The 17,499-nt window shown below is 32.0% G+C and carries 14 protein-coding genes; 1 reads left to right on the top strand and 13 read right to left on the bottom strand.

Annotation, left to right across the window (positions count from 1 at the left end):
* Window positions 1-522: 522 nt before the first annotated feature.
* The 4 genes from RH99_RS07855 to RH99_RS07840 all read right to left on the bottom strand — a co-directional run bounded on the left by RH99_RS07855 (window position 523) and on the right by RH99_RS07840 (window position 5,325).
* The gene (locus tag RH99_RS07855) at window positions 523-1,347 is read right to left on the bottom strand and encodes a UPF0280 family protein (protein WP_010236244.1); all 825 of its coding nucleotides are present in this window, start codon (window positions 1,345-1,347) and stop codon (window positions 523-525) included.
* 2 nt (window positions 1,348-1,349) lie between these two features.
* Window positions 1,350-2,861, bottom strand: a complete 1,512-nt coding sequence (locus tag RH99_RS07850) for a DUF362 domain-containing protein (protein ID WP_010236239.1) — start codon at window positions 2,859-2,861, stop codon at window positions 1,350-1,352.
* Window positions 2,862-2,966: 105 nt separating this feature from the next.
* Window positions 2,967-3,836, bottom strand: coding sequence for an NAD(P)-dependent oxidoreductase (locus RH99_RS07845; protein ID WP_010236236.1), 870 nt, complete (start codon window positions 3,834-3,836; stop codon window positions 2,967-2,969).
* A gap of 313 nt (window positions 3,837-4,149) precedes the next feature.
* Window positions 4,150-5,325 (bottom strand): MFS transporter, encoded by a 1,176-nt coding sequence (locus RH99_RS07840; protein WP_010236234.1) that lies wholly within the window; start codon window positions 5,323-5,325, stop codon window positions 4,150-4,152.
* 211 nt (window positions 5,326-5,536) lie between these two features.
* On the opposite strand from RH99_RS07840, the gene RH99_RS07835 reads away from it, so the two are divergent.
* Entirely contained in the window at window positions 5,537-6,439 is a 903-nt protein-coding gene (locus RH99_RS07835; protein WP_010236232.1) for a LysR family transcriptional regulator, read from the top strand.
* 108 nt (window positions 6,440-6,547) lie between these two features.
* On the opposite strand, the gene RH99_RS07830 is transcribed toward RH99_RS07835, so the two are convergent.
* The 9 genes from RH99_RS07830 to RH99_RS07790 all read right to left on the bottom strand — a co-directional run bounded on the left by RH99_RS07830 (window position 6,548) and on the right by RH99_RS07790 (window position 17,492).
* Window positions 6,548-7,522: a molybdopterin-binding protein gene (locus RH99_RS07830; protein WP_010236230.1), complete on the bottom strand. Its 975-nt coding sequence runs from the start codon at window positions 7,520-7,522 to the stop codon at window positions 6,548-6,550.
* Window positions 7,519-8,532 carry an XdhC family aldehyde oxidoreductase maturation factor gene (locus RH99_RS07825; protein WP_010236228.1) on the bottom strand — a complete coding sequence of 338 codons (1,014 nt, stop codon included), beginning with the start codon at window positions 8,530-8,532 and terminating at the stop codon, window positions 7,519-7,521. Before RH99_RS07825 ends, RH99_RS07830 begins: the two co-directional genes overlap by 4 nt.
* A 24-nt stretch (window positions 8,533-8,556) precedes the next feature.
* The gene (locus RH99_RS07820) at window positions 8,557-9,486 is read right to left on the bottom strand and encodes an ABC transporter permease (protein WP_010236226.1); all 930 of its coding nucleotides are present in this window, start codon (window positions 9,484-9,486) and stop codon (window positions 8,557-8,559) included.
* Window positions 9,486-10,562, bottom strand: coding sequence for an ABC transporter permease (locus RH99_RS07815; protein ID WP_010236223.1), 1,077 nt, complete (start codon window positions 10,560-10,562; stop codon window positions 9,486-9,488). Before RH99_RS07815 ends, RH99_RS07820 begins: the two co-directional genes overlap by 1 nt.
* The gene (locus RH99_RS07810) at window positions 10,543-12,078 is read right to left on the bottom strand and encodes an ABC transporter ATP-binding protein (protein WP_010236221.1); all 1,536 of its coding nucleotides are present in this window, start codon (window positions 12,076-12,078) and stop codon (window positions 10,543-10,545) included. Before RH99_RS07810 ends, RH99_RS07815 begins: the two co-directional genes overlap by 20 nt.
* A gap of 15 nt (window positions 12,079-12,093) precedes the next feature.
* Window positions 12,094-13,203, bottom strand: coding sequence for a BMP family ABC transporter substrate-binding protein (locus RH99_RS07805; RefSeq protein ID WP_010236218.1), 1,110 nt, complete (start codon window positions 13,201-13,203; stop codon window positions 12,094-12,096).
* 330 nt (window positions 13,204-13,533) lie between these two features.
* Entirely contained in the window at window positions 13,534-15,285 is a 1,752-nt protein-coding gene (locus RH99_RS07800; RefSeq protein WP_010236216.1) for a sigma-54 interaction domain-containing protein, read from the bottom strand.
* Window positions 15,286-15,790: 505 nt separating this feature from the next.
* Window positions 15,791-17,053: an Nramp family divalent metal transporter gene (locus RH99_RS07795; RefSeq protein WP_010236215.1), complete on the bottom strand. Its 1,263-nt coding sequence runs from the start codon at window positions 17,051-17,053 to the stop codon at window positions 15,791-15,793.
* 190 nt (window positions 17,054-17,243) lie between these two features.
* Window positions 17,244-17,492: a DUF6637 family protein gene (locus tag RH99_RS07790; protein WP_010236213.1), complete on the bottom strand. Its 249-nt coding sequence runs from the start codon at window positions 17,490-17,492 to the stop codon at window positions 17,244-17,246.
* Window positions 17,493-17,499: the final 7 nt, after the last annotated feature.

Below are 17,499 nucleotides of genomic sequence, written 5' to 3'. Positions count from 1 at the left end.
TATAATCTTTAAAAATAAAACCAGCTTAAAAACCTATATATATTTATTTATTTTTGTAATATTTATATTGCTTTTATTATAAAAAATAATATAACTCAATATTAGTCTTATCTCTACTGCTTAATAACTAACATTTTAATATATAACTAAACACTTTATCACTATATTAATATTTTAACTGTTTTTTTGAAAAATTCAAATATAATTATTGTAAAACATGCATAATTATATATTTTTTCAGCATTTAATTATTATTTGATTAATTTTTCGCATACACAAAAGAGTATCTTTGAAAAAAAAATAATTAAATAATTAAAATTTTTTTAAAGATACTCTTAATTTATTGATAAGGCATATGAAAATAAATAGTAAGTCAAAGATGCGACGTATATTTTGAAGCGCCTACAAGGAAATAGGTTCTTCAGATAGTGGGCTATCTGAGGGTTCTGTTGACGTGGTGGGATCCAAAATAGACTAGCATACTGACTAGTTATTTATTTGAATGTGCCTAAAGTAATATCATTACTTTAACACAGCAACATTCTCTGGTACCATTACAATCTTATCCTTTACGCATAGTACTGCACCCCTAATTATATGATTGTCATATAATTCCTCTGCCTTTTTAAGGCCATTCAGTAGAGCTTTATATACATTTTTTTCACCAATATCTCCTACTTTTAGAGTTACTAAATGTCCTGGTATATCAGTTTCAGAATCTATTTCCTCTGCATAACAACGTACTATATTCTCAGCTTCTACATTAGTTTCATTGCCTAAATAGCTGGCGCAAGCATCTGCTATAGCCGCAGTTTCTCCTAAAGATACAGCTGCTGTAGCAATTCCTTTTGTAAAACTTCTTCCTCCAAGGCCACTAGTACAAATACCATTAATATTACTTTCAGCATTAATAGTAAGTACTAATTCGGTATCATTTAAAGGTATTCCCACTTTTATAGGCTCACCAGTTATATCCTTTATCGCTATGTCTCCACCATTGTTTACAATAACCCTAGTTCCACCTAGTTCTAAAGCTTTTTCCAGTGCAAAGTCTGAGAAAGAACCAGCCACAGCGGCAAGAGGTGTTAGACTTTTATCACCTGATCTTTCAACAGCATTCATCATTTTTTCAAGAACAATACTAGGCTTATTAACTTTAATTTTTAAAGCTTTATTGAACTTTATATATGGAATATACTCTGCTAGCCTATCAAACTCAGAAATTATATATTTTGATACTTCAAGGCCTAATTCAGGAGTTTTTTCATATCCTATAGATATATCAAGTACCATCTGAATAGGTCCATTATTAATAAATACTTTTTGATTATCCAGTATTTCAACCATAACTATTCCTCACTAAGTTTTTTCAGCAATTGTTCCTTAGTTATTATACTGTTTACATGTCCGCCAATTTCTTCGTATTTCTCTCTAGTCATAGTGTATTCTACAGGTGCTACCGTAGCTGGTGTTGGAACCCAAGTTGTAGCTTCTGGCACCATTTTTGAAACATCCACCATAAAGTTTATTCCTCCACCAGGAAGAACAAAGGTAGGTGCTCCTGCTATAGTCATTGTAACCTCATTATTATGAATTGCATTAGTAAGCTTCTTTGGAAAAGTTGTAACTCCTGCTCTAGCACTTCCACCTGTACCACCAGTATATATAATTGAAACCTTTGATTTCTCACAGTTGTCAGAAATCAATTTAACACATTCTAGTACTTTCTCAGTCATTTCAATTTCCTTTACAGATCCATCTTCTTTTACTTCTAATAAAGCAGCCTTTTGTGCTGTAGTTTCTGTCACCAATATCTTGTATCCTGGTTTTGCTATGGCCATATCTACAGATTTTATAGCTTCAAGAGGACTCATTATTTCTGTGCCGCCCCAACCATGTCCATGTCCTCCAAAATACCTACCCATAGTGCTCTTTCTTCCATAGGGTACTACTCCACTATATTTCATACCTACTTCTTTTCCTGCTGCATGTTCAGAAAGTAAACCAACTACATGGAAATCCAGTATAATTGCCTCATCCACCGCCTTACATAGACTTCTTGCAAACATACCTATAGTTGCACTACCACAGCCAACTCTCATATAAGTTTCTTCCATGCCATCTATAATAGGTGGGTGATCCTGCTGAACTTCTATAGTGCTTCCATTATCTATTTTCAATGTAACTCTTCTTCCATTAGCCAAATCTACAATTGTCTTTGCTACTATGAAGCCATCATTACTTCCACTTAAAAGATTAGCTCCACCTATAGTAAGCATTTTTGATCCATATTCTTCAGTAGTTACTCTTCCTACACACTTACCATTTCTTTTTACCTTCGCACCTTCTTCACCTATATCCATATTTGTATCAATTTTAACCTTTACTCCACTATAGCTAAGAGGTGCCTCAGTGACTACAGTTACAACATCTACTCCATTTACTGTATCCTGTACTATTTTGGAAGCAGGACGCAAACATGGATAATTTGTTCCACTGCCAACCGCTGTAATAAGTGGCTTATAGGTCCTCTTCCATTCTGAATCCTTTGCAACTGACTCTACCACAAGTTTTCTATTTCTAACTAACTCTCCATTTACATTGGTATATCTCTTACAGGCTCCTGTTTTATCTAATGGTACAGAACAATTAACAGGACAATGTGTACAGGTAGAACTTTCAGCCTTCTTTTCTTCTGTCCTTTTAATGGCTTCAAAAGGACAAACCTTAAAACATATGCCACAAGATACACAGTTGTCATTTAATTTTGCCCTTTTATCTATAACATTTATTGCCCCGAGAGGACAGTTATTCTCACAAATTCTACAAACTTTACATTTATCAATATTAACTGAAATCAATTGAAATTCCTCCCCTGCTAATCACAATTCTTAAGTTTATATTACAATAATTTTACTTCATGAAACGTAAAAGTGCCACAGTTTATCACATATTATTTTTTAAACTTACAACCACTTCTCATAAACTTTCATCATTGCTGAAATATCCTCTTTACCCATATCTTCACTTCTGGCCATTTCATACATCTGCTGAGTTAAATTTCCTATAGGTAAAGGCATTCTTAAATCCTTTGCAGTATCTATTGCAAGTTGCAAGTCTTTATACTGTAAATCCACCATAAATCCTGGCTTAAAATTTTTCTCTTTTATAAATTTCTCATATTTAGAAGTTAAAGCATAGGAAGTACCAGAACTCTTACTAATAACTTCAAATAATATATCCGCATCTAGGCCAGCTTTCATCCCCAAGGTAAGAGCCTCTGATACAGCTGCCATATTTGCGCCCAGTAGAAGATTATTTACCAATTTCACGGTATCTCCTGCACCTACGTTACCTACGTAATAAACTTTTTCTCCTATATTCTTTAAAAGATCAGTTACACTATTAACTACTTCTCTTTTTCCTCCGGCCATAATAGTTAATGTACCTTTTTCAGCGCCGATAGAACCACCACTTACAGGAGCATCTATTACTTCAACATCATTTTTTTCAGCAGCCTTTGCTATATCCTGAATAGCTTTTGGAGTAATACTGCTTAAATCTATTATTATAGTTCCAGGTCTTGCCCCTTTTAGAACTCCCTTTTCACCTAGAATAACATTTTTAACTATTTCAGAATTTGGAAGAGATGTCATTACAACATCAGCTTCTTTGGCAACCTCAGCAGGATTTTCTCCAACTAATGCCCCTCTATCCTGAAACTCCTTAACAATCTCCTCTGATACATCATAAACTTTAAGTTCATGTCCATTTTTCAATATATTGTTAGCCATATTTTTACCCATGACACCTAATCCTATAAATCCTATTTTCATCTCTATCCCTCCACGTATTTTCTATATTAAGTAACTGATCAATAAATCTTACTTAGTAATAGTTTGTACTGCCACTGATCTTATATGAATTATCTAGGGACGTATCGCTGTTATGTCCACCATTATAAATTATTATCTATAGACATGGAACTATTTACTTTTTCTTTAACCTTAGGCATGTTCAAATAAATAACTAGTCAGTATACTAGTCTATTTTGAATCCTACTACGTTAACAGAACCCTCTGATAGCACCACTATCATCAGAACCTGTTTCCTTGTATGATTCAAAATATACGTCGTATCTTTCACTTGTTATTTATTTTCATATACCTTAATTAAGTCTATTTTTGGTTTAGGTAACATTGAAGCCAAAAATACTGCAATAATAGGTACAATGGTTAAACTAGATACAGCTGCATGTATTCCATGATTATCTGATATCCATCCAAGTAGTGGTGAAACTACTCCTCCCATAGTTACTGCCAGCCCCAAAGTAACTCCAGATGCTAGACCCATACGATTTGGTAGATATTTTTGTCCAAGTACTACCATTGGGCTAAATGGAGTATAAAGCGCAAAACCTATTGGTACTAATAGAGCTGTTGCAATAGCAACATTGTGAACATTTATAAATATAAATAGTAATGGTATTAACGCAGCATATCCAGCTATTACTACCTTTTTATGTCCCACTCTGTCTGATACACGTCCCGCTATAAGAGTTGCAATAGCACCTACAATAATTAAAATAGATAAAGCCATACTTCCTGATCTTTCAGATTCACCAAGTACATGTATCCAATAAAGAGGCAAGAATGTATTAAGTCCAAAGAATACTATAGCACGGCAGAGAAGTGTTGCCGTTAAGTTTACAAAAGGTTTCCATTCGTCTGGGGTATTAACAACGCCTCTTTCCACAGTCTCTTCACTAACCTTCTGTAATTTTGAGGAAAAACTTTTTAATTGTGATAATAAAATTAAACTCATAATTATAGCTGGTATACATAGAATAATTGTTCCCTTTAATCCAAATAATAATAATATTTCAGTAGTTATAATAGGTCCTACAGCGAAACCTATATTTCCTCCTGCGGCAAATGTACTGACACTGGTAGCCTTATTTTTGCCAGCAAACTTATTTGCTAGGCGAGCTCCTTCTGGATGAAATGCAGCTATACCCACACCACTTACCGCTACTGCAACAGCTATGAGCCAATAGTTAGAAGTAATTCCTGCTGCGCCTATGCCAAGTCCTCCAAGTAAAATACCAAGAGGTAATGTCCATGGAGCAGAAATTTTGTCTGAATAAATACCAAACAAGGGCTGTACTATAGATGAACTAAGATTAGCTGCAAAAATTAGAAAAGCAGCTGCAGCATAACTAAGATGCTTTTCTGTAATAAGAAATGGTAGCATTGCAGGTAATGCTCCTTGGTAGATATCTGTAATTAGATGCCCTGATGTTAATAATTTAATGTAACGGCTCATTTTTTCTCTCCTTTTATTACAATAATCAAGTTTTTATTGATAATCTTTCATAAAATCATAACTAAAAATATTTTTTTGATAAAATTACACAATTTTTATTGATAAAATTTAATATTTTTCTTATTATTATAACAAAAACACATTCATATGAAAAATATTTAATATATATCAATTCATATGAAAAACGTATGAATATAAAGGAGATTATACAATGGATATTAGACAACTTAAATACTTTCTAGCTGTTGCTGAAGAAGGTCAAATAACTGCTGCTGCCAAACGATTAAATATATCACAGCCACCACTTAGTCAACAATTAAAGGCTTTAGAAACTGAATTGGGAGTTAAACTACTCATAAGAAATAGCAGAAATGTAGAATTAACAGAAGCAGGTATTATCCTTAGAAATAAATCCGAACAAATACTGGAATTAGTTACTGCAACAGAAAAAGAATTAAAAGATTTAAATAAGGGCCTTGAAGGTACTCTTAATATTGGTACTGTAGGCTCCTCTGCCATTATAGTATTACCTGAAAAAATACATGACTTCCATGAAAAATATCCTAATATAAATTTTCAAGTTTGGGACGGAAGTAGTTTTAGAATAATGGAATTGTTAAATAACGGAATTATAGAACTAGGCTTTGTACGTACTCCTTTTAATTCTAAACTTTATAACTCATTATATATAGATAATAGCCAGTTAAAAAGTCATACTCATGATACTATGGTGACCGTAGCTAAACCAGAATTATATAAAGGAATATATAAAGATACTATATCCCTAGAAGAACTCAGAGATATGCCTCTTATAATACACAGAAGATTTGAAACTGTAATAAGCGAAGCCTGCAGTAAATTTGGTTTTAAACCAAAAATAATATGTAAAAACGATGACATTGTATCATCCCTTACCTGGGCAAATGCAGGTATTGGTATAGCTTTAGTGCCAAGGACATCTTCAACACTTATGTACAATACAAATCTTGAAATCAGAGAAATTGTTCAACCATCCATAGAATCTAAGTCCGCTTTAATCTGGATGAAAAACCGTTATTTATCCACTGCTGCATCTCATTTTATCGAATACTTCAGTAAAAAAACTAATAAATAACCTATGTACCTATTAAAAATTTTTGAAATTATATATTTTTTGTTTATATGTGAAAAGGAACAACTCAAACCGAGTTGTTCCTTTTAATTCTGTGACTTTTATATTTATTTAAAGCAATCCACCTACAGCTAATCTCAGAAAAAATTCTCTATCTAGTTTTTCTTTGCAAGCTAAAAGTGGAAAAACTATATCAAATACAGTTTTTTCATGAAAAATTGCTGCCGTAGCTATACCCATAACTGGTATAGCCTTTTCATAGGCAAGCAAAAACATATTGCCAGGTTGCACTGGTACTCCATGAATGACTAATTTTTCTACCTCTTCTTTTATTGCCACAGGAGTTAAATCATCCTCATCTACAGACATCCCGCCTGTACAAACCACCATATCTGCACCTTCACTAATAGCATTTCTTATTTCTCTTTTTATCCACTGCTTATCATCAGGTACCTTTACTACTTTTGAAATATTACAACCATAGTGTTCAAACTTAGGCTTTAGGGTATCATAGAATTTATCTTTAATAGTACCATTAAATATTTCAGTGCCTGTAATTATCAAATGTATCTTTTGCTTTATGAATGGCATTACTTTAAAGACACCCTGATCAGCACACAACTTTTCTAATCTCTCTATGTTTTCTTTCTTAGTATATAAAGGTATTATTCTTTCACCAACAAGCTTTTGTCCTTTTGACACCACTGTGTTATTATGAATGGTTGTTATAGTAACGTGTTCTATTTCATTAAGATTATAAAGCTTTTTCTCATCAACTTTGAAAACTCCATCTATCTTTGAAGATATATTTATTTTGCCTTCCTGCACGTCACTTATATTATAATTCTCGTTATTACAAATAGCTTTGGCAATCCTTATTGCACAATCATCTTCATGTATAAAACCCTCTGGTATATCACTTACATAAACATGTTCTTTACCCATAGATTTTAATATACTAATATCCCTTTTTTCGATTACATGACCTTTTTTAAACGCTACACCCTTGAATTCTCCTGGAATAACTTGTGTAATATCATGATATATTGGAAGTCCTATGGCCTCTTCTATATTTATGGTTTTCATTTTTCTCCCCTCACTTTAATAAGCTCTGCCGCGATACTTACAGCTATTTCTGCTGGCGTATCTGCATTAATTTCTATACCTACAGGAGAGTGAATTCTTAAAAAATCTTTATCCTCATATCCTGATTCCTTAAGTTTTGAACATATTTCTACTCTCTTTCTCTTGCTCCCTATCATCCCTATATACTTGGCCTTTGATTTTAATATTTGTTTCATTACCTTTAGATCACAAGCATGGCCTCTTGTTATGGCAACTATATAAGTGTCCTCATCAATTTTAATGTTAAAAGGTTTATCAAAAGAATCTAGTATCTTAATATCATCTACTGATGGGAATCTGTCTCTATTTGCAAAAATTTCTCTATCATCTATCACTACTGTTTTAAAATCCACCATTTTAGTTAAGCTTGCTAGCTTTTCAGATATGTGTCCTGCTCCAAATATATATAGAACTTCATTATTTGAAATAGATTCAATAATATAAGTATTATTATCTATATCTACAGTTTTAAGCTGTTTTCTCCCCAAATTGGCTTTTAACTTATTATAAAGTATTTTATCTATACCTTCTGGTGCGCCAAGTTTTGAATAAGTACATAGGTATCTCTTTATAGATAAATTTTCTTTATTTAAAACAGTTATAAATTGTGCCTTTTTATTTTCCTCTATAGACTGAAGAGAAGTTTTATAGACATCTACATCCCTAGGATCTAGATATTCCAATAAAACTTCTACTTCTCCACCACATATCATATCCGTTTCTTTTAATCCATTTAAATCAAAATGCATAGTAACATTTCTTTTACTATAGAATACTTCTATTGATTTTGTTAAGACCTGTGACTCTAATCTCCCTCCGCCAATGGTGCCAAAAATACTATTATCCTTAAATATTATCATCTTAGCACCAGAGGTACGAGGTGAAGAACCAAGACTTCCAAATATAGTTGCACAAACTAATGGCTCTCCCTCTTTTAATGAATCACATATCTTTTTAAACAATTCTTTCATTAAACGTCCTCCTACTTTCTAATACTATCTCTCTTCCCTAAAATAAGCATTTCCAAGAGCTTGTGGTGGTGCATTTTTCTTTGATTTTTTCATAGAAACTACTACAAGTATTACAAAGGTTGCTAAATAAGGTACTGCATTAATTAAATACTGTGATATTATGGGTTTAGCTAATCTAAATCCTATTATGTCCAGTCCTCCAAAGAAAAAAGCCCCAATGATAGCTTTAATTGGATTCCAACCTGCAAATATTACAAGAGCCACTGCAATCCAACCTCTTCCCGCTGTAACATTATCCTGCCAAGTTGGTACATAAACTAAAGATAAATAAGCTCCACCTAAGCCACAAAGCGCTCCTCCTAATAATATATGCACATATTTATACAAATTTACATTTATACTTGCCGCATCTGCTGCTGCTGGATTTTCACCTACTGCAGTTAAGTTTAAACCCTTGGAGGTTTTATATAAATATATTCCCATTACAATAGCACATATATATCCTAAATACACAAAAATATCATGAGTAAAAAATATTGGACCTATAAATGGTATTTTAGATAGTAAGGGTACATTTATAGGATCAAAGGCATTTTTTATAGACTCAGGAGCAATTTTTCCAACCATCTTTGCACCTACCATGCTGGAAAATCCACTTCCAAAAATAGTTAGAGTAAGTCCTGAGACCACCTGATTCGCTCTAAGTCCTACAGTTAAAAATGCATATATAAGTCCACCTACAGCCCCTGCTGCCATAGCTCCAATTAATGCTAAAATTGGGCTTCCTGTTTTAAATCCAACAATGAATCCAATTACAGCTCCCATCAGCATTATACCCTCTACCCCCAGATTTAAATGGCCTGCTTTTTCTGTAATTATCTCTCCTAGAGTTCCAAAAAGTAGTGGTGTTCCTGCGACTACTGCTGCTGTTAAAAAACTAATTAACCAACTCATTATGCTACCTCCTCAGCTTTTTTTCCTTTTGATGCAAGTTTAACTTTAAATCTTATAAAGAATTCACTACCTAATACAAAGAAAAGAATAGTTGATTGCAAAATGAGAGCTGCAGATTGTGGTATTCCAAAAGCAGTCTGTATAAAACTTGCTCCGGTCAATAATGCTGCGAAAAGCACTGAAACTACTATCATTGCTATAGCATTAAGGTTAGCAAGCCATGCTACTATTATAGCTGTATTACCGGCTCCACCAGTTATTTCTACAGATAATGTATGACTTACTGCAGAGGCCTGTATAAATCCTGCCACACCGCATATAGCTCCACTTAAGAACAAAGCTCCAAGAGCTGTTCTTTTTATATTTATTCCTGAATATATAGCTGTATTTTCACTTTCACCTATTACTGAAATTTCATAACCCTTTTTAGTATGATTCAAGTATATATACACTAGTATTGCTATAATAATAGCTATTATCCATCCTATATGAATTCCAAATACTTCTGGTAGTGTGGCATTATCTGAGAAGTTTGGTATCTTAGGAAACCCCAAGGCCGCCTTATCCTTCCAAGGTCCATACTGAAGATAAGTTATGAACTTTAAAGCTATGTAATTCATCATAAGAGTAGTAATAGTTTCATTAGTTTTCCAATTAACTCTAAAAAATGATGGTATAAATGCCCAAATACCTCCAAAAACTATAGCTGATATTAGCATTATGATTAGTAATATGGGCTTTGACATATCTGGAAACTTTAATGCTACTAAAGCGGCTCCAAAGGCTCCCATCATTATCTGCCCTTCTCCTCCAATATTCCAAAATTTCATTTTAAAGGCTATAGACACACCAAGTGCCGATATCAATAGTGGTATAGCATTTATTATAGTTTGTCTTACATTATAAGGTGATCCAAAGGCTCCTTGTATCATAGTTGTATATACCATAGCTGGATTCAGTTTAAGTATAGCTAAAAATACACTTACTACTATTAGTGCAAGAACTATAGCTGCTATCCTTATTTGCATACTTTTTCTATTACTTATATCTGATCTCTTAACAAGCCGTATCATCATAATTATCGCCACCTTTGTTTACATTTGAAACCATAAGCGTTCCTAGCTTTTCTTTTGTAGCATCCTTTGCTTCAATGATTCCTGTAGCACTTCCACTATTTAAAACCATAATCCTATCGCAAAGTTTCATTAATACATCTAAATCTTCTCCTACAAATAATACAGAATTACCCTTTTTCTTTTCTTCATTCACAAGATTATAAATTGTATAACAAGTGTTTACATCTAACCCTCTCACAGGATAAGCCATTACTATCAGTTTTGGATTTAAACTAAGTTCTCTTCCAAGTAATATCTTTTGTATATTACCACCAGATAAATATCTTATAGGATAAAATATTCCTGGAGTTTTTACTTCTAAATCTTTCACTATTTTTTTTGCTTTTTCTATTAAGAGTTTTCTATGTAAAAGTAATCCTTTTTGTTTTTTATAATCTTTAAGCATAAGATTGTCCACTATATTCATAGAACCAACGAGCCCCATACCCAGTCTATCCTCAGGTATGAACCCAATAGCTATATTATTCTCCATCATTTCTCTAGAAGATTTTCTTGATATATCTTCTCCTTGAAATACAATTTGTCCACTGTCTGGACAGCAAATACCAGTTATAGCCTCACAAAGCTCTTTTTGACCACAGCCCGCAATACCAGCCACTCCAAAAACTTCTCCTTCTTTTATTTCAAAGCTTACATCCTTTAAAAGTTTAATATTGTCATTTCCTGAAACATTTAAATTTGAAACCTTAAGAACTGTTTCTCCTGGTTTACATTCAACTCTATCTATGAACAAATCCATTTCTTGTCCTACCATTAAATCAGTAAGCTTCTTAGGATTAGTAGTTTTCTTGTCCACTGTACAAATTGCTTCACCTTTTCTCAAAATAGTTATTCTATCTGATACTTCCATAACTTCATCCAATTTATGAGTTATGAAGATAACAGCACATCCCTGTTCTTTAATTTTGTTCATTATATTGAATAATTTTTTAGTTTCTTGCGGTGTAAATACAGAAGTAGGTTCATCTAAAATAAGAATATCTGCCCCTCTATATAGTATTTTTAAAATTTCAAGATTTTGTCTTTCGCCCACAGACATATCATAAACGTATTTATCTAAATCTACATTTAAGCCAAATTTTTCACAGACTTCCTCTATTTTTTTAGAAATATTTTTTTCGTTAATAAAAATTTTGTTATTTTGTCCAAGTAATATATTTTGTCTCGCAGTCATTGATTCTATTAATTTAAAATGCTGAAACACCATTCCTATACCAGCTTTAATGGAATCCTTAGGAGATGAAAAATGTACCTTTTTCCCATGAATAAATATAGAACCACTGTCAGGGGTATAAACCCCTGACAGCATGTTCATAAGAGTACTTTTACCAGCGCCATTTTCACCTAAGAGTGCATGTATCTCTCCAGCATTAACACTAAAATCTATGTTATTATTAGCTATAACTTTTCCAAATACTTTTGTTATATTTTTTACATAAATTAATTCTGAACTCATAAGTATCACTCCACACTAGTTATTTTGTATTGTTCCATCTACTCCTTCTACAAACCAATTCATTTCCTTAATATCCTTATCCGTTAAAGAACTACCTGCTTGAACCTTAACAGTACCTTTTTGATCTTTAATTGGTCCCTCAAATATCTTATTTTTACCTGAAATTATGTCTGCTTTTGCTGCTTCAACTTTTTCCTTTGCTCCCTGTGGTGCATTAGCAGTAAGTGGTGCTATATCTACAACGCCATCTTTTATGCCGCCCCAATAGCTGCTTGATTTCCATGTTCCAGCTTGTATTTCCTTTATTTGTTGTGTATAATAAACTCCCCAATTAAATACGTCTGATGTTAAATTAGCTTTAGGAGCATATTTACTCATATCTGTGTTATAACCTATAGAAAATACTCCAGCATCTTCTGCCGCTTCCTGTACTCCAGGAGTATTCTGATGTTGACCTACCACGTCTACGCCCTGTGATATTAAAGCTTTAGCTGCCTCTTTTTCCTTTGCAGGATCATACCAAGTATTTGTCCAAACAACCTTTACTACTGCATTAGGATTTACTGATTTTGCTCCTAATTCAAATGCATTTATTCCCCTTATAACTTCTGGTATTGAAAATGCTCCTACAAAACCTATCTTATTAGTTTTTGTTTTCATACCTGCTACTATTCCTGATAAATATCTTGCTTCATATTCTCTTCCAAAATAATTAGACATATTTGTTTCTTGTTTGTATCCAGCACAGTGAAGGAACTTTATATCTGGATGTTTCTTAGCTTCTGCATCCATTCCATCCATATATCCGAAACTTGCACCTACTATTACAGTAGCACCTTGATTTATCATATCTTCAGCAACTTTTTCAACTTGTGATGTTTCTTCTGGTACTGATTCCTTATATATTGTTTCTACTCCAGTTTCTTTTTCTAAATACTTTCTACCTAAATCTTGAGCATAATTGTATCCACCATCAGTTACTGGACCACTAAGGATAAATCCTACCTTTAATTTTTTGTCTTTGCTTGATGAATTTGAAGAACTACTTTGTCCTGATGAACATCCTGTTAATAACATAGCTGATACTAATGACACTGCTGCTAATTTTGTTAATATCTTTTTCATGTTTGTTACCCCCTTAAATTTATAACTCGTTATTATTATATTAGCAATATTCATGCCAAAACAATACAGTGGTTTTTTTATTATTTTTTCATTGATGCAAGCTATTTTTTGATAATTTATTAATTATTCTATCAAAAATTGTAATTATCATTTTGATAAAAATTATGTTTTTGATAATTTTTAAATGAGAAAATACCATCTGAAACTAAGAATTCAGTTTGCCTGACAGCTAGTGACTGTAACCTCTATCTTCTTCGAATCTAGAGCTAACATTCTCACGCTTCTAGATAACGACTTCTAACCTTCAGCTGGGAAAAACACCATCTGAAGCTAAGAATTCAGTTTATATTCCTCAATTTTTCTGTATAGGGTGGCAATTCCTATGCCAAGCTTTATGGCAGCTAATCTTTTCCCTTCAGTACTTGTGCCATATGCATATAGTGCATTCTTTATAGTTTGTTTCTCTATTTGCTTTAAATTTAGCATTTCATTATTTTGTGAATTTATTACATTTTGTTTTGTTTTTTTCATTATTTTTTTAGGTAGGGCTTCTTTTGTCATTATTCCGCTTGAATCCATCATATTTATCATGAACTCTACTGTATTTTGAAGTTCTCTTATATTTCCAGGCCAATCATATTTTAACATATAGTTCCATATATCCCCATCTATTCCTATAAACTTTTTATTAAAAAGCTTGCAATATTTATTAGCAAAATTATAAGTTATTATTTTGATATCTTCTATTCTATCACGAAGTGGTGGCAATTCTATTGGTATAACACTCAATCTGTAGTATAAATCTTCTCTAAATTTATCTTCATTTATGAGCTCTTCTAAATCTTTGTTTGTAGCAGCTATTATTCTAATATCCACTTTTACTGATGTGTTAGATCCAAGTCTAGTTATCTCCTTTTCTTGAATTACCCTTAAAAGTTTTACCTGCATATGAATAGGCATATCTCCTATTTCATCAAGAAAAATTGTTCCCTTGTTAGCCAATTCAAATTTACCTTCTCTTCCTTTAGGATCTGCTCCAGTAAATGCTCCTTTAACATAGCCAAAGAGTTCACTTTCTAAAAGATTTTCTGGTATTGCTCCACAATTTACTGGTATAAATGCTTCATCCCTTCTATCACTAGCTTTATGTATAGCCCTAGCAAACATTTCTTTACCAGAACCACTTTCTCCAGTAATCAATACTGTAGATATAGACTTTGCTATTTTAAGTATTTTCTTTTTTATATTCATTATTTTAGATGATGTTCCCAGTATATTGTCAAAAACAATATCCTCCCCATTATCTGTAAGTCTATTAATCTTATTCTTTATAGTTTTACTCTCATTAAATGTAAATATATATCTATATTTTTCTCCCATTTCGATATCGCTAACACTTCCAACCAAAAAATACTCTTCACCCTTTATCAAAACTCTAAATTCCTGATCTTCCAGTAAGTAATTTCCAGTAAATTCCACATTCATTTTTAGACTACTTCCATCATAGATATTTAATATTTCATTTGCTTTTTTATTTGAATGAGAGATGTAATAATTTTTATCTAATATTACTACGCCTTCGCCTATCTCATCTGTTATAATTTTCAATAGACTTGCCATGGTAGCAAGATTCTCATTTTTTATACTTTCTGAAGCTTTTGCACTTATAAGATCAGATATTTGTTCTAAAAATACTGAATAAGTATCTATATTTGATAAAATTTTATCCTTTTGATAATCATTAAAGCATATAAGTCCTATTACCCCAATCACCTGATTATTCAAATTTATTGGTACACACATTTCAAATTTTTCTATACAGGTATTATAGTTAGGACATTCTAAACAAATTTCATGCTTTCCAGGTTCAGTTATTGTATACCTTTCCCCTGTTTTCAAAACTCTGTTATAAACGTGTCCTTGGTTCTCCATGCTTTTATTTATGCCATCTTTATACTTTCCTGTGCCAGCAATTCTAACAAATGTACTATCTACAATTTCTACATCTACTCCCAAAACCTGTGATAAAATATCTGCACATTTAATTGCAGTATCTTGTATTTTTTTCAATACAGTGCTCATAAGTTTCACCTCATATAAACTACTTAATGTTTATGAGTATATTATGATTATGAATAAATGTCAATAATCATTTTGATAATTTAATAATATTATATTGTTTTTATTATAATTTTATTATATAAATGATAATAAAAGTTTTGAATTATACAATAAAAGGACATTCTCTTTAAGATTATTTTTTAAACAGATATAGCTAACTTTTTAACTATGCCTGTTTAATTTTTATTCTTAAAATAATGTCCTTTTTATAAGGCATATGAAAATAAATAATAAATCAAAGATAGGTTGTATATTTTGAAGCATGGAAGGAAACAGATTCTGATGATAGTGGTGCTATCAGAGGGTTCTGTTAACGTAGTAGGATTCAAAATATACTAGTATACTGACTAGTTATTTATTTGAATATGCCTAAGATTATAAATATTCAATTTTAAATCTTAATTAATCTAAGTTCTAAATATTTCCAAAAGATAACTTGTAAGCATTTTGGTCTATTTTCAGTTTGCTAAAAAAAGCTTATAAGTAAGGCTATATTTAATACTGTAACAATTATCCCCATTATCCAAAGCAAGATTTTATCCAGTATTGAATTTACGAATTTTCCCATAACCTTTTTTGATGAAGTAAGATAAATTTGAGTAAATATAGTTATAGGAAGCTGAATACTTAAAAATATTTGGGAATAAACCAAGCCACTAAAGGGATCACTAATAAAAAATATAGCTATAGCAGCAAAAATCAACGTTATAAAAACCCCTGCTTTAGTGTGTCTATCACTTATGTCGTAAGGTTCTCCATATATACCCGCAAAAATACTTCCTCCTGCCATTCCTGCTGTAACAGTAGAAGATATTCCTGCAAACAAAAGTGCTAAAGCAAATATAACAGAAGCTCCATTTCCAAGAAGAGGTCTTAACATCTGCTGTGCCTGACTCAATTCCGTAACCTGAACTCCGTCGTTAAAGAAAGTTGCGGCTGCAAGTATAATCATAGCACTATTTATAGCCCATCCGATTATCATGGAAAAAAGAGTATCTGCAAACTCATATTTAAGCTGCTTTTTTATAACTGATTCATCTTTTAAATTCCACTGTCTGCTTTGTATCACTTCTGAATGCAAAAAAAGATTATGAGGCATAACTACCGCGCCTAAAACACTCATTATTATAGGCATAGAATTTTTAGGGAAGGTAGGATTTACCCAGCCTAAAGCAGCAGTTCTCCAATCTACATGTACTAAAGTCAATTCAAATATAAATGATATTCCTATAATTGATACAAAGCCTATAATGCACCTCTCAAGTTTTTTATAGGAGTTTGTAAACAACATCCAAATTATCAATACCAGCATCATAACAGTTCCTAATTTTATAGGTATTTTAAAAAGCATTTGAAGAGCTATAGCTCCACCCAAAAGTTCAGCAAGCGCTGTTGACACCGATGCTGCTACAGCAGTTAAAAGTATTATATTCTTCACAATTGGTTTTATATGTTTTGTAGCTGCTTCTGAAAGACAATCCCCTGTAACTATACCAAGATGGGCAGCATTATGTTGCAGCACTATTAACATAATAGTAGATAAAGTTACCATCCAAAGAAGAGCATAGCCAAAATTAGACCCTGCTGAAATATTTGATGCCCAGTTACCAGGATCAATAAAACCTACCGTTACCAAAAGCCCTGGTCCTATATACTTTATAAAGTCAAAAGCAGTAAGTTTAGGCTTATGATCTTCCTTAAATATGTTGATTTTAAAAGGTTTTTTCATTGCTACACCCCAAATTCCATAATAAAATATTATAAAAATAATTTAATAATAAAATGTATACATTTTTTTGACTATTATACCTACATTTTATATATAATTTTATGCCTACATATTACGTCAATAATCGTTATTTGAAAAAAATAGTAATTGGCTTGTTGCTTAACACAAGTCAATTACTACTTAACAAAAATTACATTAATATAAATCTTACTGCGATGGCTCCAAGAAATATACCACTAATAACTAAAAATATACCATATCCTTTTCTGTCTTTGCCATAAAAATATATTCCATTAAATATTTGAAGTATACCTAGTACTACAAGTATAGAGGGCATAATTATCTTATTATTTGCAACATTGGTAAACGCAATAACAGATAGTATAAGTACTAATATTATAAGTATAATTCTTATTGTGAAAAGTTTATTTTTAAACATATATAAT

Origin of the sequence: Clostridium arbusti SL206 (assembly GCF_000246895.1) — a bacterium.
Lineage (GTDB): Bacteria > Bacillota > Clostridia > Clostridiales > Clostridiaceae > Clostridium_I > Clostridium_I arbusti.
This window is presented reverse-complemented; position numbering and strand designations above follow the sequence as displayed.